Annotated in this window: 25 protein-coding genes and 1 riboswitch; of the genes, 4 read left to right on the forward strand and 21 right to left on the reverse strand. The window is 63.3% G+C overall.

Features of this window, described 5'->3' with window-relative positions:
* Nucleotides 1-5: 5 nt before the first annotated feature.
* The 5 genes from JFN90_RS14070 to yihA all read right to left on the reverse strand — a co-directional run bounded on the left by JFN90_RS14070 (nt 6) and on the right by yihA (nt 3,982).
* Nucleotides 6-602, reverse strand: coding sequence for a histidine phosphatase family protein (locus JFN90_RS14070; RefSeq protein WP_199395751.1), 597 nt, complete (start codon nt 600-602; stop codon nt 6-8).
* A gap of 63 nt (nt 603-665) precedes the next feature.
* Nucleotides 666-1,412, reverse strand: a complete 747-nt coding sequence (cobS, locus tag JFN90_RS14075) for an adenosylcobinamide-GDP ribazoletransferase (protein WP_199395752.1) — start codon at nt 1,410-1,412, stop codon at nt 666-668.
* A 19-nt stretch (nt 1,413-1,431) separates the two neighbouring features.
* A complete protein-coding gene (gene cobT, locus JFN90_RS14080; RefSeq protein ID WP_199395753.1) occupies nt 1,432-2,484 on the reverse strand; it encodes a nicotinate-nucleotide--dimethylbenzimidazole phosphoribosyltransferase in 1,053 nt (350 codons plus the stop codon).
* A gap of 27 nt (nt 2,485-2,511) precedes the next feature.
* The gene (cobU, locus tag JFN90_RS14085) at nt 2,512-3,033 is read right to left on the reverse strand and encodes a bifunctional adenosylcobinamide kinase/adenosylcobinamide-phosphate guanylyltransferase (RefSeq protein WP_199395754.1); all 522 of its coding nucleotides are present in this window, start codon (nt 3,031-3,033) and stop codon (nt 2,512-2,514) included.
* Between the two features lie 90 nt (nt 3,034-3,123).
* Nucleotides 3,124-3,304, reverse strand: a riboswitch (cobalamin riboswitch).
* Between the two features lie 42 nt (nt 3,305-3,346).
* Nucleotides 3,347-3,982, reverse strand: coding sequence for a ribosome biogenesis GTP-binding protein YihA/YsxC (gene yihA / locus JFN90_RS14090; RefSeq protein WP_199395755.1), 636 nt, complete (start codon nt 3,980-3,982; stop codon nt 3,347-3,349).
* 143 nt (nt 3,983-4,125) lie between these two features.
* Between yihA and JFN90_RS14095 the strand changes: the two genes are divergently transcribed.
* Nucleotides 4,126-4,977, forward strand: a complete 852-nt coding sequence (locus JFN90_RS14095) for an HDOD domain-containing protein (RefSeq protein WP_199395756.1) — start codon at nt 4,126-4,128, stop codon at nt 4,975-4,977.
* Between the two features lie 3 nt (nt 4,978-4,980).
* On the opposite strand, the gene JFN90_RS14100 is transcribed toward JFN90_RS14095, so the two are convergent.
* Entirely contained in the window at nt 4,981-5,163 is a 183-nt protein-coding gene (locus tag JFN90_RS14100; RefSeq protein ID WP_199395757.1) for a hypothetical protein, read from the reverse strand.
* Nucleotides 5,164-5,344: 181 nt separating this feature from the next.
* Between JFN90_RS14100 and JFN90_RS14105 the strand changes: the two genes are divergently transcribed.
* Genes JFN90_RS14105 through glgP form a run of 3 tightly spaced genes read left to right on the forward strand, consistent with a single transcriptional unit; the run spans nt 5,345 to nt 10,782 of the window.
* Nucleotides 5,345-6,829, forward strand: a complete 1,485-nt coding sequence (locus tag JFN90_RS14105; RefSeq protein ID WP_236019011.1) for a sensor histidine kinase — start codon at nt 5,345-5,347, stop codon at nt 6,827-6,829.
* 16 nt (nt 6,830-6,845) lie between these two features.
* Nucleotides 6,846-8,213: a sigma-54-dependent transcriptional regulator gene (locus tag JFN90_RS14110; protein WP_199395758.1), complete on the forward strand. Its 1,368-nt coding sequence runs from the start codon at nt 6,846-6,848 to the stop codon at nt 8,211-8,213.
* 16 nt (nt 8,214-8,229) lie between these two features.
* Nucleotides 8,230-10,782 carry an alpha-glucan family phosphorylase gene (glgP, locus tag JFN90_RS14115; protein ID WP_199395759.1) on the forward strand — a complete coding sequence of 851 codons (2,553 nt, stop codon included), beginning with the start codon at nt 8,230-8,232 and terminating at the stop codon, nt 10,780-10,782.
* Nucleotides 10,783-10,834: 52 nt separating this feature from the next.
* Here the strand turns inward: glgP and flhB are convergent, their stop codons facing one another.
* The 15 genes from flhB to fliI all read right to left on the reverse strand — a co-directional run bounded on the left by flhB (nt 10,835) and on the right by fliI (nt 23,008).
* On the reverse strand, nt 10,835-11,893 hold the full coding sequence (gene flhB / locus JFN90_RS14120) for a flagellar biosynthesis protein FlhB (protein WP_199395760.1): 1,059 nt from the start codon (nt 11,891-11,893) through the stop codon (nt 10,835-10,837).
* 9 nt (nt 11,894-11,902) lie between these two features.
* Complete coding sequence (gene fliR / locus JFN90_RS14125) at nt 11,903-12,688, reverse strand: flagellar biosynthetic protein FliR (RefSeq protein WP_199395761.1); 786 nt, start codon at nt 12,686-12,688, stop codon at nt 11,903-11,905.
* Nucleotides 12,688-12,957: a flagellar biosynthesis protein FliQ gene (fliQ, locus tag JFN90_RS14130; RefSeq protein WP_199395762.1), complete on the reverse strand. Its 270-nt coding sequence runs from the start codon at nt 12,955-12,957 to the stop codon at nt 12,688-12,690. The genes fliR and fliQ overlap by 1 nt, the downstream gene beginning before the upstream one ends.
* Before the next feature lie 13 nt (nt 12,958-12,970).
* Complete coding sequence (gene fliP / locus JFN90_RS14135) at nt 12,971-13,714, reverse strand: flagellar type III secretion system pore protein FliP (RefSeq protein ID WP_199395827.1); 744 nt, start codon at nt 13,712-13,714, stop codon at nt 12,971-12,973.
* A gap of 11 nt (nt 13,715-13,725) precedes the next feature.
* Nucleotides 13,726-14,196, reverse strand: coding sequence for a flagellar biosynthetic protein FliO (fliO, locus tag JFN90_RS14140; protein WP_199395763.1), 471 nt, complete (start codon nt 14,194-14,196; stop codon nt 13,726-13,728).
* A complete protein-coding gene (gene fliN / locus JFN90_RS14145) occupies nt 14,193-14,498 on the reverse strand; it encodes a flagellar motor switch protein FliN (RefSeq protein WP_199395764.1) in 306 nt (101 codons plus the stop codon). The genes fliO and fliN overlap by 4 nt, the downstream gene beginning before the upstream one ends.
* Entirely contained in the window at nt 14,495-15,472 is a 978-nt protein-coding gene (fliM, locus tag JFN90_RS14150; protein WP_199395765.1) for a flagellar motor switch protein FliM, read from the reverse strand. The genes fliN and fliM overlap by 4 nt, the downstream gene beginning before the upstream one ends.
* Nucleotides 15,473-15,484: 12 nt before the next feature.
* Nucleotides 15,485-16,021, reverse strand: coding sequence for a flagellar basal body-associated FliL family protein (locus JFN90_RS14155; protein ID WP_199395766.1), 537 nt, complete (start codon nt 16,019-16,021; stop codon nt 15,485-15,487).
* Nucleotides 16,022-16,489: 468 nt separating this feature from the next.
* Nucleotides 16,490-17,374: a flagellar hook-basal body protein gene (locus JFN90_RS14160; protein WP_199395767.1), complete on the reverse strand. Its 885-nt coding sequence runs from the start codon at nt 17,372-17,374 to the stop codon at nt 16,490-16,492.
* A gap of 100 nt (nt 17,375-17,474) precedes the next feature.
* On the reverse strand, nt 17,475-17,867 hold the full coding sequence (locus tag JFN90_RS14165; RefSeq protein ID WP_199395768.1) for a TIGR02530 family flagellar biosynthesis protein: 393 nt from the start codon (nt 17,865-17,867) through the stop codon (nt 17,475-17,477).
* Nucleotide 17,868: 1 nt separating this feature from the next.
* The gene (locus tag JFN90_RS14170; RefSeq protein ID WP_199395769.1) at nt 17,869-18,534 is read right to left on the reverse strand and encodes a flagellar hook assembly protein FlgD; all 666 of its coding nucleotides are present in this window, start codon (nt 18,532-18,534) and stop codon (nt 17,869-17,871) included.
* 13 nt (nt 18,535-18,547) lie between these two features.
* Nucleotides 18,548-20,581: a flagellar hook-length control protein FliK gene (locus tag JFN90_RS14175; protein ID WP_199395770.1), complete on the reverse strand. Its 2,034-nt coding sequence runs from the start codon at nt 20,579-20,581 to the stop codon at nt 18,548-18,550.
* 98 nt (nt 20,582-20,679) lie between these two features.
* Nucleotides 20,680-21,177, reverse strand: a complete 498-nt coding sequence (locus JFN90_RS14180) for a MotE family protein (RefSeq protein WP_199395771.1) — start codon at nt 21,175-21,177, stop codon at nt 20,680-20,682.
* Nucleotides 21,174-21,614, reverse strand: coding sequence for a flagellar export protein FliJ (fliJ, locus tag JFN90_RS14185; RefSeq protein ID WP_199395772.1), 441 nt, complete (start codon nt 21,612-21,614; stop codon nt 21,174-21,176). The genes JFN90_RS14180 and fliJ overlap by 4 nt, the downstream gene beginning before the upstream one ends.
* A 92-nt stretch (nt 21,615-21,706) precedes the next feature.
* Complete coding sequence (fliI, locus tag JFN90_RS14190; RefSeq protein ID WP_199395828.1) at nt 21,707-23,008, reverse strand: flagellar protein export ATPase FliI; 1,302 nt, start codon at nt 23,006-23,008, stop codon at nt 21,707-21,709.
* Nucleotides 23,009-23,016 lie beyond the last annotated feature (8 nt).

The raw sequence follows: 23,016 nt of genomic DNA on the forward strand, positions 1-23,016 counted from the left end.
CCCCGTCAACCGTTGACCAGTTGGACCACGGTATTGCCGTCGGCCCAGTAGTCGATGATGTTCACGGCGCAGTACTGCTGGTCGATGCTAAAGAAAGAGCCCAGCGGCGCCTTGACGGCGTCCAGCAGGATGATGCGATTCACCCCGCCGTGGGCCACCACCAGAACCTCTTCGCCCCGGTGCCGCTCCACAATCCCTTTGAGGGCGGGCAGCACGCGCCCCGCCAATTCGCCCAGGCTCTCGCCGCCGGGCGCGCAGAAGTTTTCCAGGTCCGCCAGGCGCGCCGCCCACTCGTCCGGGCGCTGTTCCTGGATCTGCGTCACGGAAAGCCCTTCCCAGACGCCGCAGTTCAGCTCGCGCAGGGCGGGTACCGTGACCGGCTCCACCCCGAGGAAGGGTCCCAGGATCTCGCCGCCGCGCACGGTGCGCTGCAGGTCACTGGTGTAGAGGGCGCTGATCCGGTCCGGGTCGAGGCGCGGCTTCAGCTGGTGGTACATCTCCTCGCCGCGCGGGGTGAGGCGGACGTCGAAGTGGCCGTTGTAGCAGTAGGCGCGCTCCACCTCGCCGTGGCGGATCAGGTGGATCCTCGTTCTTTCGGTCATGCTTGCTCCTAATTGCGGGGAGAGGCAGGGGGACAGGCACCTGGCGGAGCCAGTCCCCTCCAACTACCCAAGCTTGCCTAACAGCGCCAGCAGGAAGATAAGGCAGAAGATCTCGTTCAATTCGCTGGCGCAGCCAATCACGTCGCCGGTAACGCCACCGAGCTTACGGTGCGCCCACCCCTTGATGCCCAAGGTCAGCAGGAACAGGAGCAGCAGGGTGATGAGGCCGGACAACTGGAGCAGCGCCCCCGCGACCGCGACGGTGCAGATCCCGGCCAGGACCAGTTGCAGCGTTCCCGCTCCACCGACGAAGGCATGGCCCAAGCCGTCCTTGCGGGCCCGCTGCGAGCCGACCGTCATCTGCACTTGGGCGAAACGGGCAGCCATCGGGAAGAACAGGAGCGCTTCCCGCTTATACTCGGCAGGGAGTGCCAGCAGCGCCTGGTACTTGAGCATGAGCCCCAGCACCAGCCCGACCGCCCCCACCGCACCGACCCGGGAGTCCTTCATGATCTCCAGGAAGCGCTCACGCGAGCCGCGCGCGGCCAGCCCGTCGCAGACATCGGAGAGGCCGTCCAGATGCAGCGCCCCGGTGACTACGCTCAGGATGGCGACCAACACCAGGTCCGCCACGGAGCGGGGCAAAAGCGGTGTCAGCAGGAAATCTACTCCCGCCAGCAGCGCGCCCAGGGCGAGTCCCACCAACGGGAACAGCGCCATGGAGCGTCCCAGGTCCTTTTCCTCGCAGCGCACCGAGACCGGCAACGGCACTATGGTCAGGAACTGGAAAGCGATGATGAATAACCTCATTCTGTTACCTCGGCGCCGGCTAGGAGGAGGCCACCCCGGCCTCTTCAAAGGTTGCCATCTCTTTCAAGATCTTGACCCCGGCCTCGATGAGCCCCATGGCCAGCGCGGCCCCGGTCCCCTCGCCCAGACGCAGCTGCAGGTCGAGCAGCGGCTTGACGCCGATGCGCTCCAGCATCATCTGGTGGCCAATTTCGACCGAGGTGTGGGCGGTGAAAATGTAGTCGCGCACGGCCGGGTGCATCTCGGAAGCAATCAGCGCACCGGCTGTGGAAATGAACCCGTCGACCACCACCGGCATCCGGTTGGCGGCGGCGCCGAGGACGAGGCCGGCAATACCGGCAATCTCCAGTCCACCCACCTTGGTGAGGACGTCCAGCGGATCCTGCGGCTCGGGGCGGTTCAGGTCGAGTCCGGCCTGGATCACCTTGATCTTGTGCTCCAGTGTTTCGTCGCCGATGCCGGTGCCGCGGTGGGTCACCTCGCGGACGGTGCATCCGGCAATAGCCGCGATGATGGCGGAGGAGGGGCTGGTATTGCCTATTCCCATCTCGCCGGTGCCGACCATGGCGACCCCTTCCTTCTTGGCCTCGTCGGCCAGCGCGATGCCGACCTCGATGGCGGCGACCGCCTCCTCGCGGGTCATGGCGCTCCCCTTGGCGAAGTTGCGGGTCCCCTTGGCGATTTTGCGGATGATCAGGCCAGGGGCCGGCTCGAAGTCATAGTCGACACCCACATCGACTACGCGCACCTCGGCGCCGCTGTGGCGGGCAAGCACGTTGACCCCGGCGCCGCCGCGCAGGAAGTTGAGCACCATCTGCGGAGTGACCTCCTTCGGGAACAGGGAGACCCCCTCCTCCACGATGCCGTGGTCGCCGGCGAAGGTGAAAATGACCTTCTTGGCGGTATCGGGGGCGAGGTCGCCGGTGATGGCGGCGAAGCGGCGGCCTACTTCCTCCAGGCGTCCCAGTGAGCCGAGCGGCTTGGTCTTGTTATCGAGTTTGGCCTGGGCCTTGGCAAGCAGTGCCTCGTCCACCGGCTGGATCTTGGCAAGTGTTGTTTCCAGAAGTTGCATCGTTTCCTCCTTGAATTTCATGGCATATCACTTCAGCCTGAGCGGCAGTCCGGAAATGGTTACGTAGACCTCGTCGGCAGCGGCGGCGATCAGCTCGTTGGCCTCGCCGGCCAGGTCCCGAAAGCTGCGGGAGAGCGGGTGCTCGGGGACGATCCCCATCCCGACCTCGTTGGTGACGATAATGAGCGGGGTCCTGAGGGAGGCAAAGCTGCCGGCGAAACTTTCCACCTCGGCCAGGGCCTCGGCGGCGCCCCCCGGGCAGCGAAAGAGGAGGTTGGAGATCCAGAGGGTGACGCAGTCCAGCAGCATCACGTTGAAGCGCCCCTCGTGGCTGCGGATCGCCTCCGCCACTTTAAGCGGCTCCTCAACGGTCTGCCATTCCGGGCCGCGCCGCCCCTGGTGCCGCGCGATGCGGTCCGCCATCTCGGCGTCCCCCGGCTCGCCGGTGGCGAGGTAGCCCCGCAGCGGCGCATACGTATCGGCCAACCCTTCGGCGAAGCGGCTCTTGCCGCTACGGGCGCCGCCGGTGACCAGGACCACTTTGGACATAAAAAAACCCCCCTTCCCATGACGGAAGGCGGGTCAAAATGCGCACTACAGGTGCGATTCCGGCTTTAGCCCCTCTGCCACGGAGGTTCCAACAAGCTTCTCATCCTGGCAGGTTTCCTGACTCACGGGTCGTCTTACTCGCCGCGCCTTCCCGATGCGATCAGTGGCGTTGTTGCGGCTTTCATCTCCGTTCACAGTTGCGGGACAGCGAGGGATTCCCACCCTCTTCCCTTTTAACCCCTCTCGGGGCACCAAGACGAACTTTATGTATTTTTTGCAGCGAGGTGTTTAGTAACAGACGCCGCCGGTAAAGTCAATCACTAAGCGGCGCTGCTTCTTCTGCAAATTCACCGGGTTCGCCCTTTCCGGGGGCAAGGGCCGCGTCGATGCGGGCCCAGACGGCATCCTTGCCTTCTTTATTCAAAGCGGAGAAAAAGGTGAGTTCCTGCTTGTCGACATGGAGGGTGGTGCAGATCACGGCGGTCTGGCGGGCACGCTCGTTCTTGGAGAGCTTGTCGCACTTGGTGACCACGATGATGGGGGCGATGGAGTAGGCGCGCAGCCAGGCGAGCATCTGCAGATCGTCCTCGTTGGGGACCCGGCGAATGTCCAGAATCAGCACCACCCCGCGCAGGTTCTTCCTCTTGGCGAGGTAGGTCTCCATCATCGGGCGCCAGTCCTTTTTCACCGCCAGCGGAACCTTGGCGTAACCGTAGCCGGGGAGGTCGACCAGCATGAAGTCGTCGTTCACCTGGAAGAAGTTGATCAGCTGAGTGCGGCCGGGGGTGGAGCTGGTGCGCACCAGGTTCTTCCGGTTCACCAGCACGTTGACCAATGAAGACTTGCCGACGTTGGAGCGTCCCGCGAAGGCGATCTCAGGGAGGTTTCCCTCCGGGTAGTGCGCGGGGCGGGTTGCGCTTTTAATGAACTCTGTACTTTTTACAATCAATGTGGAACCTTATCCCTTTTTTCCGGGCAGTATAGACCGCGGCGAGGCCCCTTTCAATCATTAAATCCGAGCTTGCTTAAAGCGAAGGTTTTGGTATATTTTTGAACCTGATTGAGCCCCCTCACCAACGCAAGGATCTAGGCATGAATAAAGAACTCGAGACTGCGATCATGACCGCGGCGGACCTGCCCACCATTCCCATCGTTGCCATCAAGGTTATGGAGTTGATCGAAAGCGAAAACGCGACGGCCGAAGAACTCGCCAAGATCGTCTCCTCTGACCCGGCAGTGGCGGCGAGGGTCCTTAAAATTTCGAACTCCTCCTTTTACGGCTGCCGCAGGCAAATCCAGACCCTTTCCAGCGCCATCGTCATCCTCGGGTTCAGCACCCTAAGAAGCCTCGTGGTGGCCGCATCGGTGAAGCAGGTCTATAAGCCCTACGGTCTCACCGAGAAGATGCTCTGGGAACACTCCTTCGCAGCCGGGCTTGCCGCCAGGGTTATCGCCAGGCGTACCCGCGCCGCCAACGAGGAGGAGGCCTTCCTCGCCGGACTGTTCCACGACATCGGCAAGATCATCATGAACACCCTGGATCGCGACAAGTTCCAGGAGGTGATGCAGCACTGTTACAATGAGGGTATTACCTTCGGGCAGGCGGAGAAGGGTGTCTACCCCTTCACCCATGACGAGGTGGGTGCGTACGTAATCAAGAAGTGGAATTTCCCCGAAATATTGACCTCGGCTATCCTGCAGCACCACCAGCTGGACTTCGGTGAGCTGGACGACCCCGCTCTGATCAGACTGACCGCGATAACCTCGCTGGCCGACCAGTTCTGCCTCAAGCTCGGCATCGGGGTCAGGGAACCCCTGGAAGACCTGGACATTGCCGCTTCCAAGGCAGGCCAGTTGTTGAAGATCACGGAAGAGAACGCGGCCGAGATGCTGGAGGCCTTCGACAAGGCCTTCGCTGAGGACAAGGCGATTTTCACCAGCTAGGCGCTAGTCGGAGGCATCCTCGGCTTCAGCTTTTTCAAGCAGTCTCTTCGCTTCGTCGGAGATGCTTACGCTGTCGGCAGGCTCCGTCTTCTGTGCCGGCCTGCCCCGCCTGCGCTGATGCTCCTGCCCCCCGGCGTCCGGGTCGATCTTCAGCCCCCCAGAAATCCTGTCGACGCTGTAGCTCATGCCTCCTCCCATCGCTTATGGTCCTGGCGCATTTAACGACCGGCATCTTAGCAGCAAGCCCTCGCTAATGGAAGACAATTAATCGGTTACCGCCCGTCTCCCGGACTTCGGCCTTGTCTAGCCAAGGGGGGTACTGTATACTTGCGAGCTTAGTGAAAACTCATAGATCGGAAAGAACGTCATGAAACTGAACACAAAGCTGGTGATGATCATGCTCACCATGCTGGTAGTAGCCACGCTGATCCTCTTCGTTCTGAACCAGTTCAGCCAGAACGATCTGGTGCAGGAGATCCAGGAAAGCTCCACCGTCGTTTCCAAGGCCATTCAGCTGAGCGTCGAGGACCTGACCTCGGAAGAGGAATCCACCCGTCTCTCGGAGTACCTCAGCCACGCCAAAAACAAGGGCATCAACGAGATCAACATCATCAACAACGAGGGGGAGATCATCAACTCCTCCGACCCCGCCCAGGTCGGTAAGAAGCGCGAGATCAAGAAACTGGAGAAGGGGCTCAAGGCGTCGCGCCGCGGCGGTGGGGGGGGGAGCTCTCTTAAGCCTTACGACCTGGTGGTGCCGGTCATCGTCGGCGACGAGCAGCTGGGTTACGTGCAGATCAACCTCCTTTTGGACAACATCCGCGACATCCAGCATGCCAACTTCGTCCGGCGCCTCTCCGCGACGGTGCTGGTGTTCATGGGTGGCATGATCCTGATCATCTTCCTGGCACGGCGCTACACCAACCCGATCCACCGCCTGGCCACCGGGGTCAACAACGTCTCCGCCGGCGACCTGAGCGTCACCTTCGAGGTGGAAAGCGGCGACGAGATCGGCGAACTTGCCGAGAATCTCAACGAGATGGTGAAGAAGCTCAAAGAAAAGGAACTGTTGGAGAAAAGGCTCTACGAGGCGGAACACCTCTCCAAGGTGGGACAACTTGCAGCGGGAATCGCGCACGAGATCCGGAATCCGCTAAACTACATAAGCCTCGCCATCGACCACCTAAAAAGCGAGTTGCTCCCGTCCTGCCCCGGCAAAGGGGGTGAGCTGGAGGCCATCGCCAACAACATCAAGGAAGAGGTGCGCAAGGCCAACTACATGGTGCTCAACTTCATGAACTACGGCCGGCCGCTCAAGCTCAAGCTGCAACAGGTGTGCTACGCCGACCTGGTCGACAAGGCGATCCGCATCATGCAGGATAGGCTCACTGAAAGGAGCATGCAGGTGGTGCGCGAGATCCCGGCGGACCTACCGGCCATGCAGATCGACCCGGAACTGATGCGCAACTGCCTGTGCAACTTCATCAGCAACAGCATGCAGGCCATGACCGACGGCGGCACCATCACCCTGGGAGCCGCGGTGGACCCGGAGACCGGGGAATGCCGGTTGAGCTTCAGGGATAGCGGCGTGGGCATCGACGAGCAGGATCTGGAAAAGGTATTCCAGCCTTACTTCACCACCCGCGAGGCGGGGATCGGGCTGGGGCTGGCCATCACGGAGCGCATCGTCAAGGAGCACGGCGGGCGCATCTGCGTGGAAAGCCGCAAGGGGGAAGGGACCACCTTCACGGTGATCCTTCCTGCAGGGGCGTTGGCGGTGGCTTCCACCGAAGAAAACGGGCGACAGGCGAAGCTCTTGCCGGGCGGCCCGGACGACGCAGCTGGAAACTAAGAGACTTGGAGTGGCGATGAGCGGCAGCATCCTGATAGTTGACGACGAGAAAGGGCAGCGCGACATCCTGAGCGCCATCCTGTCCAAGAAGGGGTACCGGATCACCGCGGTGCCCAGTGGTGAAGAGGCGTTGCAGGAGCTGGAGCAGGCCGAGTACGACCTTCTGCTCACCGACCTGAAGATGCAGGGGATCTCGGGGATGGAACTGATGGAACGGGTGCTCTCCGACAACCCGTCCCAGTGCGTGGTCATGATGACCGCTCACGGCACCATCGATTCCGCAGTGGAGGCGATGAAGAAAGGGGCCTTCGACTACCTGGAGAAGCCGCTTGAGCGTGAGGACCTGATCCTCACCGTGCAGCGCGCCTTTGAACGCATCATGCTGGTGAGGGAAAACCGGGTACTGCACAAGAAGCTGGCGGAGACCAGGACGCTCCCGAACATGATCGGGGAACACCCGAAGATGATGGAGGTGGCGCGCATCATCCACAAGATCGCCCCCACCTCCACCACGGTGCTCATCTACGGGGAATCGGGAACCGGCAAGGAACTGGTCGCCCGCGGCATCCACGACGGCAGCCCGCGCAAGGACAAGGCCTTCTTCGCCATCAACTGCGCCGCCATCCCGGACGCCCTGATCGAGAGCGAGCTCTTCGGCCACGAGAAGGGGTCTTTCACCGGCGCCGGCAGCCGCGAGATCGGCATCTTCGAGGCGGCGGACGGGGGGACGGTCTTTCTGGACGAGATCGGAGAGATGAACGTCTCCATGCAGGCGAAGCTCTTGCGCGCCATCCAGGAGAAGGAGATCCGCCGGGTGGGAGGCAAGGTGAACATCCCCATCGACGTGAGGATCATCTCGGCCACCAACAAGGACCTGGAGCAGGAAACCAAGCGCGGGCACTTCCGGGAGGACCTTTTCTACCGGCTCAACGTGATCCGCATCACCCTGCCCCCCTTGCGGGAGCGGGGCAACGACATCGTGACCCTGGCCAACTTCTTCCTGAAGAAGTACAGCCAGGCCTCCGGCATCTCGGTCAAGGGGATCGGCAAGCCGGCGCTCAAGATACTCCTGGATTACAATTGGCCCGGCAACGTGCGCCAGCTCGAAAGCGTGATCGAGCGCGGCGTGCTGATGGCGGAAAGCGACTACATTCAACCAGAGGACCTTCCGGCGGAGGTGCACCACGACGCCTCCCCCGCCGGGTCCCTCCCCTTCGACTTTCCGGCCGAAGGGATTTCAATCGACAACCTGGAACGCGACCTGATCACCAAGGCGATGCAGCGAGCCGACTGGGTCATCGCCAAAGCAGCACCACTTCTCGGCATGAGCTACAAGACGCTACAATACCGGCTGGAGAAGTTCGGTATAGGGAGGCCGGAGTAAGTAGCGAGGAGGCGGCATGAACCTCTTCTCGACGCTGCACCGCTTCACCGTTGTCCCCTCGCTCCCGAAGGAGCTGTCCGGGCTGCAACGGATCGCATACAACCTCTGGTGGACTTGGGAACCGGAGGCCATTGGACTTTTCAAGCGCCTCGACCCGGAACTTTGGCGGGCGACGCGCCACAACCCCCTGGAGATGCTGGGCTGCCTGCAGCAGGCCACCTACGACAGCCTCATGATGGACGAGGGGTTCATGTCGCATCTCGCCCAGGTGGAGGAGAGGCTCGACGAGTACCTCGCCTCGCGCACCTGGTACGAGCGGCACGGCAACCCGCGCGCGCGCATCGCCTACTTCTCGATGGAATTCGGCCTGCACGAGTCGCTCCCCATCTACTCCGGGGGCCTCGGCATCCTGGCCGGCGACCACCTGAAGTCCGCCAGCGACCTCGGGCTGCCGCTGGTCGGCGTGGGGCTTTTGTACCGCCAGGGGTACTTCCGGCAGCACCTGAACTTCGAGGGGTGGCAGCAGGAGATCTACCCCGAGAACGACTTCTACAACCTCCCCCTGCACCTGGAGCGTGACGCCTCCGGGACGCCACTCACCCTGGAGATGGAGTACCCCGGGAGGAGCGTGCGGATCCAGATCTGGCGGGTCCAGGTGGGACGGGTGCGGCTCTACCTTTTGGACAGCAACCTGGAGGAGAACACCCCGGTCGACCGCGAGATCACCACGAGGCTCTACGGCGGCGACCAGGAGATGCGCATCAGGCAGGAGATTCTCCTGGGGATCGGCGGCATCCGCGCCCTGCGCCTTCTGGGGATCGAGCCCAACGTCTGCCACATGAACGAGGGGCACGCCGCCTTCCTCGCCTTGGAGCGGATCCGCATCCTCATGGAGCAGCGCTCGCTCAACTTCTGCGAGGCCACCGAGGCGGTCCGGGGCGGCAACGTCTTCACCACCCACACCCCGGTCGAGGCGGGCATCGACCATTTCCCCGGCGAGCTCATGGAGCGCTACTTGGGGTACTACTACCGCCACCTGGGGCTCACCCGCGAGCAGTTCCTCACCCTGGGGATGCAGAACCACGGCCGCAGCAACGAGAACTTCTGCATGGCGGTCCTGGCCATGAAGCTCTCGCTGCACTCAAACGGCGTCAGCGAGTTGCACGGCATGGTGTCGCGCCGCATGTGGGCCGACGTCTGGCCCGACCTTCCCGAAGAACAACTTCCCCTCACCTACGTCACCAACGGCGTGCACCAGAAGAGCTGGCTCTCCGAGGAGATGAGCAACCTCCTGATCCGCTACCTCGGCACGCGCTGGCTGGAACAAAGCGACGACGCGCTCTGGCGCAAGGTCTCCCGTATCCCGGACGCGGAGCTGTGGCGTACCCACCGCCGCGGCACCGAGCGCCTGGTGGACTACGCCCGCACCAGTCTCAGGGCGCAGTTGCAGAAACTCGACGCCGGGACCAAGGAGATCGACCGCGCCGGCGACGTGCTCGACCCGGAGATCCTCACCATCGGCTTCGCACGCCGTTTCGCCACCTACAAGCGCGGCACGCTCCTGTTGCACGACAAGGAGCGGCTGGAGCGGATACTGAACCACCCGGAGCGGCCGGTGCAGATCGTCTTCGCCGGCAAGGCCCACCCAGCCGACCACCAGGGCAAGGAACTGATCCGGCAGATCGTGCAGCTCGCGCAGCAGGAGAAATTCCGGCGCCGTATCGTGTTCCTGGAGGACTACGACATCTCGGTGGCGCGGCGCCTGGTGCAGGGGGTGGACGTCTGGCTGAACACGCCGCTCAGACCCCAGGAGGCCAGCGGCACCAGCGGCATGAAGGTCGCCTTCAACGGCGGGCTGAACATGAGCATCCTGGACGGCTGGTGGTGCGAGGGGTACCGCGGCAACAACGGCTGGGCCATCGGCAGGGGTGAGGTGTACGACGACTTGGCCTACCAGAACGAGGTGGAAAGCCGGGCCATCTACGATCTCCTGGAGAAGGAGATCGTGCCGCTGTTCTACAACCGCGGCAGCGACGGCGTGCCGCGGGGGTGGACCGCCTTCATGAAGGCCTCGATGCAGACCCTTTGCCCCGTCTTTTCCACCGACCGCATGGTGCAGGAGTACGCCCGGCGCTGCTACCTCCCCGCCTTCGAGAACTGGGAGCGGCTGAACCGGGACGACCTGAGGCTCGCGGTCGAATTGGCGCGCTGGAAGGAGCGGCTGCACGGCGTGTGGGGGGGGCTCTCCATCGTGGCGGTCCAGGCCGGATGCGAGAGCGAGGTGACGGTAGGGCAGAGGGTTCCCATCTCGGTGCAAATCACGCCGGGAGACGTGCCGCTCTCCGAGATCTCGGTGGAGGTTTACTTCGGGGTGCTGGATTCGCGCGGTTCCATCATGGGGGGAGAGGTGGTGCCGCTCGACCCCGCCACGGACCCGGACAAGGTGGGCCACTTCGGCGGCGAGCTGGAATGCCGCTTCTGCGGCCGGCATGGCTTCCTGCTGCGGGTCATGCCGCGGCACCCGGAGGTGGGCACCGTGTACGACCCGGGGCTGATCCTTTGGGGATGAGCCGGTAAGATTTATTGCGTAGAGTGGCTGATAAGGAGGTGGGGCGAGAGCCTCACCTCTTTTTCAGGCTGTACACGTAGGCGAGGATCTCGGCGACGGCTGCAAAAAGCCCTTCCGGGATCTCGTATCCCTCCTCCACCTGGGCGTAGAGCTCGCGGGCCAGGAAACGGTTCTCCACCAGGGTCACGTTGTTTTCCCGCGCAACGATCTTCATCTGCAGCGCCATCTGGTCCACCCCCTTGAAGAGCACCACCGGGGCCGACATCTTGAAGCGGTCGTACTTGAGCGCCACCGCGTAGTGGGTCGGGTTGGTGACCACCACGTCCGCGGTCGGGATGATCTGGCGCATGCGCCGGCGCGCCATCTGGAAGGCCTTCTGGCGCTGCTTCCCCTTGATGGCGGGATCGCCCTCGGTATTCTTGTGCTCGTCCTTCACCTCCTGCTTGGTCATCTTCAGGTTGTCGATGAAGCGCCACTTGACGAAGGCCAGGTCGAGCACCGCGAGGATGATCAGCACCCCGCAGGTGTGCAGCACGATCTTGAAGGCGATATGGCCGATGAACTGCAGGATTCCCTGCAGGTCTTGATCGACCAGGAAGATGATCCCCTCCATCTCCTCGGCCAGGATCTTGTAGGCCATGTACCCCACGATCCCCATCTTGATGAAGGACTTGGCGACCTCGAACAGGGAGTCCTTGTTGAAGAGCCTCCCCACCCCCTGCACCGGGTTCAGGCGCCCCAGGTCGAACTTGAGCTTCTCGGAGCTCAGGTTGATCCCCCCCTGGCTGATCTCCACCCCGAGCCCCGCGATCACGCAGGCCAGCATGAACGGCGTTAGCATGATGGCCAGGTTGGCGAACTCCTTGATCATCAGGTGGTGCACGCCCGCCGGGGTGATCTCCATGGTGGCCAGCCCGCCGAAGATGTCCTTCATGGTCCCCTGCAGGGTGGTCAACATGATCCCCGAACTGGCGTAGAGCGCCACCATCGCAGCAATCAGGGTGACCGCCGAGGTCATCTCGCGGCTGCGCGCTACGTTCCCCTTGCTCTTGGCATCGGTGATCTTCTTACTGGTAGGTTGTTCTGTTTTGGAATGTTTGTCGTCTGACATGGCCGCCCCCTAGGCGAGCAGCTTGAACAGGGTGTGCATCTGCTGCACGAGACCGCCGAAGCTGACGTTGAGCACGCGCAGGAACACCGGCAGCGAGATCCCCAGGATCAGGAAGCCGATGCCGATGTTGAGCGGCATGCTGACCATGAAGACGTTCATGGCCGGGAAGCTGCGCGCCACGATGCCGAGCGCCACGGTGGTGGCCAGAAGCGCCACCGAGACCGGTGCCGCCAGCTTGAGGGCGATGACGAAGATGCCGGTGCTGGCCTGGATCATGAACTTCAACAGGCCGCCGCTCACGTGCCAGGCCCCCAGGGGGATCACCTGATAGCTCTCCACGATCCCCTTGATGAAGAAATGGTGCACGTCGAGCGCGAGGAAGATCAGGGTGGCCAGTGCCCCCTCGAAGATGGCGATGGTGGGGACGTTGTTCTGGGTGGTCGGGTCGAACTGGGCGGCGATGGAGATCCCCATCTGGGTCCCCACCAGCTGTCCGCCGAATTCCACCGCGGCGAAGACGAACTGCGAGATCGCCCCGAGGGTCAGTCCGATCAGCGTTTCGCGCAGCACCAGGATCATCAAGGAGAGGGAATCGGTATCGACGGGGACGGCCTGCAACCGGATGATGGGGAAGATGACCAGGGTCATGGCGAAGATGAGCGCCACCTTGATGCGGTTGGGGACCAGGCGGGCGCCGAACATCGGGATCGCCATGAAGAGAGCCGCGACCCGGGCCAGGACCAGGGCGAAGGGGATCAGGTCGGCCAGGGCCTTGAGCGGGAGGGCGTCGAACACTAGTGCCTCATGTTGGCGATCATGCCGTAGATCTCGCGGGTGAAGTCGCTCATGTACATCATCATCCAGGGGAAGAAGACGACCATGGCCACCATGACCGCGATGATCTTGGGTGCGAAGGCGAGGGTCGCCTCGTTGATCGAGGTCACCGCCTGGAAGATGCTGATGAGCAGGCCCACCACCAGGGCGGTGATCAGTAGCGGCGCCGAGAGGAGGATCACCGCCTCGAAGCTTCTCCTGCCCAGTTGAACTACCATTTCCGGGGTCATACTAACTCCTGTCTTATCCGAAGCTCTTCACCAGCGATCCGATGACGAGCCCCCAGCCGTCCACCAGCACGAACAGCAGTATCTTGAAGGGGAGCGAGATCATCACCGGCGGCAGCATCATCATACCCATGGACATGAGCACCGAGGCGACCACCATGTCCAGCACCAGGAACGGGATGAAGATCAAGAAGCCGATCTGGAACGCGGTCTTCAACTCGCTCACCATGTACGCCGGGATCAGCGTCATGGTCGGGATGTCGTCGGCGTTGCGCGGCCTGGGAAGCTTGGAGAGGCTGATGAAGAGGGCCAGGTCCTTCTCGCGCACCTGCGAGAGCATGAACTTTCTTAACGGCGCCACGCCGCGCTTGAGCGCCTCCTCCTGGGTGATGGTCTGCGCCTTGTACGGCTGCAGCGCCTGGGTGTTCACCTGCTGCCAGACCGGCGTCATGATGAAGAAGGTGAGAAACAGCGACAGCCCCACCACGATCTGGTTCGAGGGGGCCTGCTGGGTCCCCAGCGCCGACCGGAGAAAGGAAAGCACCACGACGATACGGGTGAAGGAGGTGGTCATCATCAAGAGGCTCGGCGCCAGCGAGATGATGGTCATCACGAAGAAGATCTGCAGCACCACGGAGACGTCGGCGGGTTTGCTGACCTTGCCGACTCCCAGGCTCACCGTAGGGAGGGAGAGCGGTTCCGCGCCTGCGGTCGCCGCCAGTATCAGGGATAGAGCCACCAGGAGCAGCGCCCCCAGCATCTTTTTATGTTTCACGCAAACCCACCGCTTTTGCCGAGTTGCCCAAGCGGCGCCTCCTTACGGGGGAGTCCGCCGGCCAGGGCCTCCAGCTTCTTCCTGAGCTGGCCCGGGATCAGCGCCGCGGCGCTTCTATCCTCGACCACCTCGATCTCTTCCAGCATCTCCACCTGCTTGATCAGGCTCACCCCTTCGCCGCTGTTGGATAGGAGCAGATACTCGCCCCCCACCTCGACCAGCATCAGCGACTTCTTGGGGGCCAGGTGCTTGGTCTCTACCACCCGGATGTACCCCGCCGATTTCCCCTGCGGCATCTTCATGAGCTTGCCGGCCAGGTAGTAGAGCACCAGGATGATGCCGATCACCAGGATCAGCGATCCGACCATCTGCGCCAGGCTCCCCAACAGGTCGGGGCCGCCGCTGTCGGCATGCGCCGCCGCTGGAAGGAGCAACGTCGCCGTTGTCACCGCCGCGAGCTTTCTCATAGCACCTTGTCCACCCTCTCATTGGGGCTCACGATATCCAGGAGCCGGATGCCGAACTTGTCGTTCACCACCACCGCCTCACCGCGCGCCACCAGCTTGGAGTTCACGAAGACATCCAGCGGCTCGCCCGCGAGCTTGGTCAGTTCCACCACCGAGCCCTGGTTCAGTTGCAAGACGTCCCGCACCAGGAGCTTGGTTCGCCCCAGCTCCACGGTGAGCTGCAGCGGGATGTCCATGATGAAGTCCAGGTTCTTCGGCTGCGGAACATCCTTTTGTTCGTCCAAAGCGAGTTTTTCGCTCAATCTTCACCTCCTGTCAGGGTGCGCGTGATCTGTACCGCCTTGTTGCCGCCGCTTACCCCGGCAATACCCATAAACTTCTTAGTGCCCCCCACCTTTACCACCAGTTCATCCTTGCCGCTGGAGTCGAGCATGATCACGTCCCCGGGGGTGAGCCCCATCAGGTCCGCCAGTGATATGGTCGCCCCACCCATCTCCACCGACATGTCCATGGGCGCCCCCATCAGCTCCTCGGAAAGTCGGTAGGACCAGAGCGGGTCCACCACCATCATGTCCATCTGCACCCCGCGCTTCAGCTTGTCGCGGATCGGCTCGATGGTCAAAAACGGGATCGCCAGCGTCATGTTGCCCACGGTCTCCTCGATCTGGATCTTCATGCTCATGGTGACCACCTGGTACTCGGGGGGGACGATGTTGACCAGGCGCGGGTTCATCTCCAGGCGCAACAGGTTCATGCTGGCCGGGCAAAGCGGCGCCCAGGCGCGCTCCAGGTCGGCGAGCGCATCCTTGACGATCTTCTCGACCAGGCGCAGCTCGATCGAGGTGAAAAGCCGGTTCATCCCCTGCCCCGACGGCACCCCCGAACCACCCAGGATGCTGTCCACGATGGTGAACACCAGGGTGCTGTCGAAGGCGATCAGCGCCGCCCCCTTCAACGGGTCCATCTTGTAGATGGCCATACAGACCGGCGACGGGAGCACGCTCAGGAAGTCCCCGAACTTGTAAGGGACCGCCTCCTCCTTCTTGATGTCCACCATGCGCCCCAGCCGGTTCGACATGGTGACCCGGTTGTAGCGGATGAAACCGTCGTAGACGATGTCCAGGTTCGGGATGGCGCGGTGGGCCTCGATATCGAGCAGGTCGAACTGCTCAGCCTGAGGCCCTGCCTTGGCCAGCTCGTTGTCGGGGATCAGGGACCCGTCGAAAACGGCCGCCACGAGGGCGTCGATCTCTTCCTTGGTAAGGAGTTTTTCCATCGATGGCACCTTTTACTGCACCACGAAATCAGTGAAGTAAACCTTGGTTACCTTGCTGGGCGGGACCACCTTGGAAACCGCGGCGAGGATCTGCTCGCGCAGCTGGTTTTTCCCCTGCAGGTCCTGGATCTCCTGCATGGTCTTGGTGGTCAACAGGATCAGGATGGCGTCGCGCAGCGGGGCGAGCTTCGCGTCGAGCTCCGCCTTCGCCTGCGGGTTGGCCATCTCGAACTCGACCTTGAGCTTCAGGTAGCGCAGCTCCTGGCCGTCGTAGATGTTGACGATGAAAGGCTCCAGGGGATAAACGGTGCCGCCGCCGGCAGTTGCCCCCTCGCCTCCCTTGGCGGGCGCGCCGTGCTCCCCGCCGCCTCCTTCGGCCTTGGCTTCGACTTTGGCGCCTTCTGCGGGCGCCTTTTCCTTCTTGCTTCCCCCCATGAAGAAGGCTGCCGCCCCTCCGATGGCAAGGACCGCTACCACGGCGCCGATGATGATGAAGAGCTTCTTGTTGTTCTTTTCCGGGGTCTCTTGCGGCTTCGCCGGTTCGGCCATGCTGGGTTCTCCTTTTTGAAACAGCTCAAGCTGGTGTATTCGATTTGAACACCTTGCAACCGAAATGCCAGATCGGTAGCGCCGCGCCAGATAAGCCTTCAGGAACCGTCACCGGAGATAGAAAAGGGGCGGGGAAAACGTTATGTTACGGAATGTTGCGGGTGGAGTGAATATATTGCCCAGCGCAGGGGGGGAGGGGTGAAAAGGAGCCAGGGTCAAGATTTTGACCGGGGTGACAGGTCCCCTCTCCCGGCCGCACGGTGGGCCAGGCTGGGCGCGAGGGGGCCGCGAGCCCGAAAAAAGAGGGCAACCGGGCGCACCGGTGCCACGACGCCTGGAACCGGCGGGATCTGGCCGGTGGGCGTCAGAGTTCCGGCCGGCAGGGTCGGTGTCAGACCTCCGACGCCGGGGGTGCCTTTGACACGGCAGGCGTAGGGGGCGCGGCGTGCGCCGCGCCCCCTGCTTGTCCTAGCGGATCAGTTGCAGGACTTCCTGCGTCATCTGGTCCGTGGTGGTGATGGTCTTGGAGTTGGCGGAGTAGGCGCGCTGGGTGATGATCATCTTCACGAATTCGCTCGCCATGTCGACGTTGCTCTGCTCGAGGGTGTTGGAGAGGATCTTCTCACTGACGCCGTTGGGCTTGTTGGCGGCCAGGGAGAAGGCGGCGCCGGAGACGCCGGCGTCGGTGGTGGCCTGGTACAGCGAGCCCCCCAGCTTGGTGAGCGCGGTAGGGTCGGAGGCGGTGACCACGGCCAGGCGCTGCACGGTGGCGGCGTTGGCGGTGGTTGCGGCGACGCCGACGGCACCGGAGGTGTTGTAGTAGTTCTGGGTGATGCCGTCGGTGGCGAGATAGGTGATCAGGCCGGAGTTGTCGATGCTGATGATCTTGCCAAAATCGGTGGTCGGCGCGGCGCCGGAGTTCACGAACTTGATCGGGTTACCCTGGGTGTCCAGCACCTGGTAGCCGTCCGGGTTCACCAGGGTCAGGTTGTTGTCCACCTGGAAGGCGCCGGCGCGGGAGAGGAACGCGGAGTTTTGGCTGGCGACGGGCACGGTGGCGGTGGGCGGCGCAAGGGCGAAGAAGCTGGTCCCCTGGATGGCGAGGTCGGTCACGTTCTCCGAGCTCTGGGTCGACCCCTGGCTGAACACGTTCTGCACCACCTGCATCTGCACGCCCTTACCGATCTGGGAGCCCCCGCCGACGTTCTGGGACAGCATGTCGGAAAAGAGGGTCCTCGCCCCCTTGAAGCCTACCGTGTTGACGTTGGAGATGTTGTTGCCGATGACGTTCATCGCTTCGCCGTTCTGCAAAAGGCCGGTAACGCCGGTAAACAATGCGGAAGTAACACTCATTTTTTTGCCTCCTTAGGCTTGGTTGTGGGACTCCTCAGTCGGTCGGTGTCCCGCGGGCTTTCCTTCTGGAGGGCCAGCCCGTTTCAGTTGTCGTTTGCGGTTAGAAAAAAACTGCCGAGTCGATGTTGGTGAAAACGTTCCCTTTCATCCCCTGACGATCCATGGCGGTCACCACTGTCCGGTTTTTGACGCTTACCACCAGGGCCGCGTCTCCCATCAGGATCAGCGATTCCTTACCACCCTTTTGCGCCACGCTGTCCACCGCCCCTTCCAGCTGCTTCATGTCGGCGTCGGAGAGGGTGATGCCGCGGGACTTGAGCCGCTCCTGGGCGTGCTGGGAGAGTTTGACCGGCTGCCCCGGCAGTTTCTGGTCCAGGACCTGTGCGAACGGTGTGCCGCTGCCGGTGTTCTTCGCCGCCGGCTTGACGCCGTTTTGATTCGGCTTGACCGGCGCCTGGATCGGTTGGGGGAACAAGATGCTGTTGTCGATCATCTTAGGCTCCCTCGGTCACCGAGCTGACATCGGTCAGGTTGATTTTCAGCGCCCCTATCGAGAGCACCGGGGTGCTGCCGGACATGTCGACGCCGTTCACTTTGCCGCGCACCAGGCCGGTGGCGGAGATGGCGCTTCCCGCCGCGTCCTTCGCGGAGACGGAGAAGCTGTAGGCGCCAGGGGTGAGGGCCGCGCCCGAGTTGTCGGTGCCGTCCCAGGTGACGCTGTTGTTGCCCGAGTTCTGGGCGCCGCCAGTGATGGTCTTGACCACCTTGCCGTTGGCATCGAGGACGGAAACGGTGACCGTTTGCGCGCTCTTCCCGAGGTTGTAGTTGATGGCGCTGCTGCTCCCGGAGGTGAGTTCCACCTGTGAGCCGGCCGCCTCCACCTGCTTGCCGATCAGCGATACCGCCGCGAGGGTGCCCGCGTTGCTTCCCTGACCCAAGAGGTTCTGCAGGTTGGTGTTGGTGTTGTAGGCCTGCTCGACCTGGGTGAGCTGGGCGAGCTGCGAGATGAACTGGGTACCGTCCTGCGGATTCAGGGGGTCCTGGTTCTGCAGCTGGGTCACGAACAATTTCAGGAAATCGTCCTTGTTCATGCCGGTCGCTTTCTTCATCGCTGCCGAGGCCGAGGCCGTGGTTGCTGCGGATGTTGCGTCGGTTATCATCACTACCTCCTTGTTAGAATCGTACGTCGAGCAGGCTGTTGACCTCGGCAGTCAGATAATTGACCCGGGGTGCATCCTGTCCGTCGTACCCTGCGCCCCGGGCGAACCTTTGGGGCTGTTGCTGCTGCTGATTCCCCCTCTCCTCGTTGAGGGGCGCGTTGAACCCGCCACCGCCTGTGGAGACGTTGAACCCTTCCATGGTGAGATTCTTCCCGGAAAGCGCCTCGCGCAGCGAGTCGAGGTTGCTCATCAGGAGGTCCTTGACCATGCCGTTGTCCGCGTGGACCTCCACGTTGAGCCGGTTGTTCTCCATGCGGAGCTGGATCTTCAGCTCTCCCAGCTCGCCGGGGTTCAGCCTGATGCTCATCTGGCCGTTTCCCTTGCCGTCGTGGGTCACCACCCCTTCCCGGACCTGGGAAAGGATGTTTTCGTGCAGCAGGCTTTTGCCGGCCAGCTTGGTTTCCCCCTGCACCGCTTCCGCCGGGGTCCCCTGCGCCGTCAGTCCGACGCCCAGCATCTGGCCGTTCTGGTTTTCCTGCCCTTTCTGGTGCGACTGTCCCTGCTCCCCCTGGGAGCCCGACGTATCCCGCGCCGCTGCCAGCTCGGAGACCGATTTGGCTGTTGCCGTCGCTGCACTCTTGGTGCCGGAAACGTCCTCTGCAGCGTTTTTGACGACGTTGCCCTGCTGGGCCTGCACCGCTTCCCGCACCTGCTTGCCGGGTTCGGCCTGGTGCGAGTCCTTGCGTTGCGGCTGGGCGGCCTGATCCGCCTGGCCAGCCTGCTCCTGGGACACCGCTGCCGGTTCCCCCTGCTGTTCCGGGTGCGCCTTCACCTGCGCCGCTGCCACCTCGGGCCTAATCTCCCGGACCGTGGTGCCCTTGTTATCCGCGGCTGCCGCGCCGGCCGTCCCCGGTTGCGGGGTCTGCACCTGCTGCGGGGTCGCGTCCTGCGCTACTGCTGCATCCTGCGTCGCGGCCGCGTCCTGCTCGACCGGCGCGCTCTCCTGTCCGGCCACTGCTGCCGTTGCGGGATCGGTCGCTCCCGGCTCTGCCTGCTTTCTGACCGGCATGGCCACGAAGCGCCCGGCACCCGTTTCCTTCGCCGCCAGGTGGGCGGCTGCCACCGTCTGATCGGCCGTGACGGCGGTTTTGGCGGCATCCGGCAGTGCCGGAGCTTCCTGCCGCTCGCCCGCTGCTGGCGCAACCTGCGTCTGGGGCTTGTCAACCTGCGCTCCTTCTGTCGCGCCCGTCGAAGCGACCACCGGGGCTTGCCCCTGTGCGGGGGGAAGCTGCGCCGACTCGGCCTTCTGGCCAAGCTGGTTACCGGACGTGCCGGTGGTGGTCTGTTGCTGCTGTTGCGCTGCCTGCTGCGCCAGCTCCGCTTGCACCTCGCCTGCGCCTGCTGCCGTTGCCGCCGCCGGGTCTTGCTGCGTGCGCTGCTGCAGGGCTGCGAGCCTTTCCAACGCGGTGGTGCCTGCTGCCGCGTTGGCGTCCTCGCCCCTTGCCGCCACCTTGGCCTCGACCACGGCCATGGCCACTACCAGCCCGGGGTTCGGGTCCGGCTTCACTTCCGGGACCGTCCCGGTTGCCGCCTCGCCTGCCTCACTGGCAAGCGCGCTTTCCGGCGTCGCCGGCAGCGCCGGTTCCGTCGCCGCGTTTCCGGCCGCGGCCTCCGCTGCCGTTTCCTGCGCCGGCTGCGCCGCGTCCTGGTCGGAGTCGGCCTTGCGGGCTTGGTGCTTGCCCGCCGCCTTTGCTGCCGCCGATGCGTGTGCTGCGCGGGCGGGTTTTTCCTCGTGTGAGGAACCGGTTTCCTGTGCCTGAGCCGGTCTGGCTTTGTCGTCGGCCTTGGCGGAACGGGAAGGGGCCTTCGGGTGCTGCTCCGACGTCGGTCGTGCCGGCGTCTCGGCGGGTCTCCCCGGGGTCTGCCTCCCCTGCAGCAGCTGCTGGAACACCCCCGCACCGGGGGCTGCCGCTGCGTTTGCCATCCCGCTTTGCGCCGCTGGGGCCGGGATGGCGTCTGGAATAAATGCTGCGTTTTGAACCATCATGTACGTGTCACCTCCTCTTTCTTGAAATACGGCTGCGCCGATACGCAACCGGTCGGAATCCGCCGCGGTAAGCAGCGGTTCGAACAGAGGTCAGCCGGTTACTTGCCGGCGAGGTTCAGCCTGGTCCACTCCAGGACCCGGGGCTGGCTGATGAAGGGGATCAGCTTCACCGCAGTTTTCTGGTCCATCTGGTTCAACATCTGGATCACCATCTTGTCGTCCAGCTTGTTGAGCAGGTTCCCTGCCTCTTCAGGCTTCAACCCCTTGTATATCTTGATCATCTTCTTGTAGCGGTCGTCGTCCTGCTTCTTCTTGGCGGTGAGCGATTCCTCGATCCCCTTCTTGGCCGCGTTCAGCTCGGCCACCCGGGCGTCGAGCTTGGCAGAGAGTTGGTTCAAGGCCGCTTCCTTGGCGGCAAGCGCCGCCTCCTTCTGCGCCAGTTGCTGCCGTTTGGTCTCCAGGGCCGCGCCGTCGCTGGAGAGCGAGCGGGGCGGGTTCTTCACCTCGGCCGCCTGGGCCTGAAAAAAGTCGCGTTCGTTCCATAACAGCGGCAGGGCCACAAGCAACAGCACCAGCGCGCCGATCAGCTTTTTCACTTATGCCCCCTCCCCTGGATGGCAATCTCGTCCAGGAAGGCCCGTTCGCGGTTCAACTGCTCCAACCTCAGGTCCCGCATCTTCTTCTCCTTGAAGACCTCCAGCGCCTTCTTTTCCTTGGCTGCGACCATGAGCGCCTCGCGCTTTTCCTGGACCGCCTTCTCCAGCAGCACCAGGCTGTCGCGCAACTGGTGGATCTCCTGGGATTTGCGCCGGGAGAAGTCGCCATAGAGCTGCAGGTCCTTGGCCTCGATACCTGACGCCTGCCGCTGGGCGCATTCCTGCTCCAGTTGCTCCATCATGGCCTTCTCGTTCTTCAGCCGCTCCCTGGCGCTCTCGTGCTGCTGCTTGGCCGCCGCGAGTTCCAGTTGGTGCATTTTCTCCACTTCCTTGCGGAACTTGAGCACCTGTTCGAGCCTGAATTCCTGTCCTGCCACGGTCTACCTCCCACCCACCTTCGCCAAGGCTACGGTGGGCAAGCCCCCGCAACCTCACTGTTATCTTCTGTCCGCCGCTACGCTGCGGCCTGCTAATCGTTTAGACTGCCTGTTCCGAAGATCCGCGCCAGGGCCTCGATCGACTCCTCGAAGGTGACCTGGTCCGCCACGTCCTGCTTCAGGTAGGCGATCATCTGGTCCATCCGGGAGATGGCAAGATCGATTTTCGGGTTGCTGCCTGCCTTGTAGGCGCCGATGTTGATCATGTCCTCGGCCTGGCGGTAGGTGGCCAGGGTCTCCTTGAACTGCCCGGCAAGCGCCCGGTGCTCACGGCTGGTCACGTCGCTCATGACGCGGCTCGCGCTGTTCAAGAGGTCGATAGGGGGATAGATGTTCCGGGCCGCCAACTCCCGGGTCAGGATGATGTGCCCGTCCAGGATGCTGCGCATGGCGTCGGAAATCGGCTCGTTGAAGTCGTCCCCCTCGACCAGGACCGTGTAGAGGCCGGTGATGCTCCCCCCCTGGAAGTTGCCGGTCCGCTCCAAAAGCCTCGGCAGCGCCGCGAACACGCTCGGGGTGTACCCCTTGGTGGTGGGGGGCTCGCCGATGGCCAGCCCCACCTCGCGCATCGCCATGGCGAAACGGGTGGCGGAATCCATCATGAGGAGCACCTTCTTTCCCTGGGCCTGAAAATACTCGGCGATGGTGGTCGCTATGTAGGCGCCGCGCATGCGCACCAGCGGGGGCTGATCGGAGGTCGCCACCACCACGACCGATTTCCTGAGCCCTTCCGCCTGCAGGTCCTTCTCGATGAATTCCCGCAGCTCCCTGCCGCGCTCGCCGATCAGGGCGATCACGTTGACGTCGGCCTCGGTGTAGCGGGCGATCATGCCCAGGAGGGTCGACTTGCCCACGCCGGAGCCGGCCATGATGCCGACCCTTTGCCCCTCGCCGCAGGTCAACAGACCGTTGATGGGGCGGATGCCGAGGTTCAAGGGCTTCCTTATCGGGCGCCTTTTCATCGGGTTCACCGGGAGGGCGTAGATCGGGTATTCGTCCACGGTCTCGATGGGGCCCTTGTCGTCGATGGGTTCGCCCAGACCGTCGATGACCCGCCCCAACAGCGCCGGGCCGACCCCCAGGGCCGCCTTCTCGCGCCGAACCGAAATGACGCTCCCCAGTCCCACGCCGCGCAACTCCCCCAGCGGCATCAGCAGGGTCTTGTTGTCGCGGAAACCGACCACCTCGGCGGGAATGGAGGGATGCCCCTCGGAGTGGACCTCGCACACGCTCCCCACTGCGGTCTCCGGGCAGAACCCCTCGATGACCAGGCCGACCACCTGGGTCACCTTGCCGTGGAAGCGCACCGGCTTGGCCGCCTCGACCACCGGCATGTAGCGCG

This window comes from Geomonas propionica, assembly GCF_016458235.1.
GTDB lineage: Bacteria > Desulfobacterota > Desulfuromonadia > Geobacterales > Geobacteraceae > Geomonas > Geomonas propionica.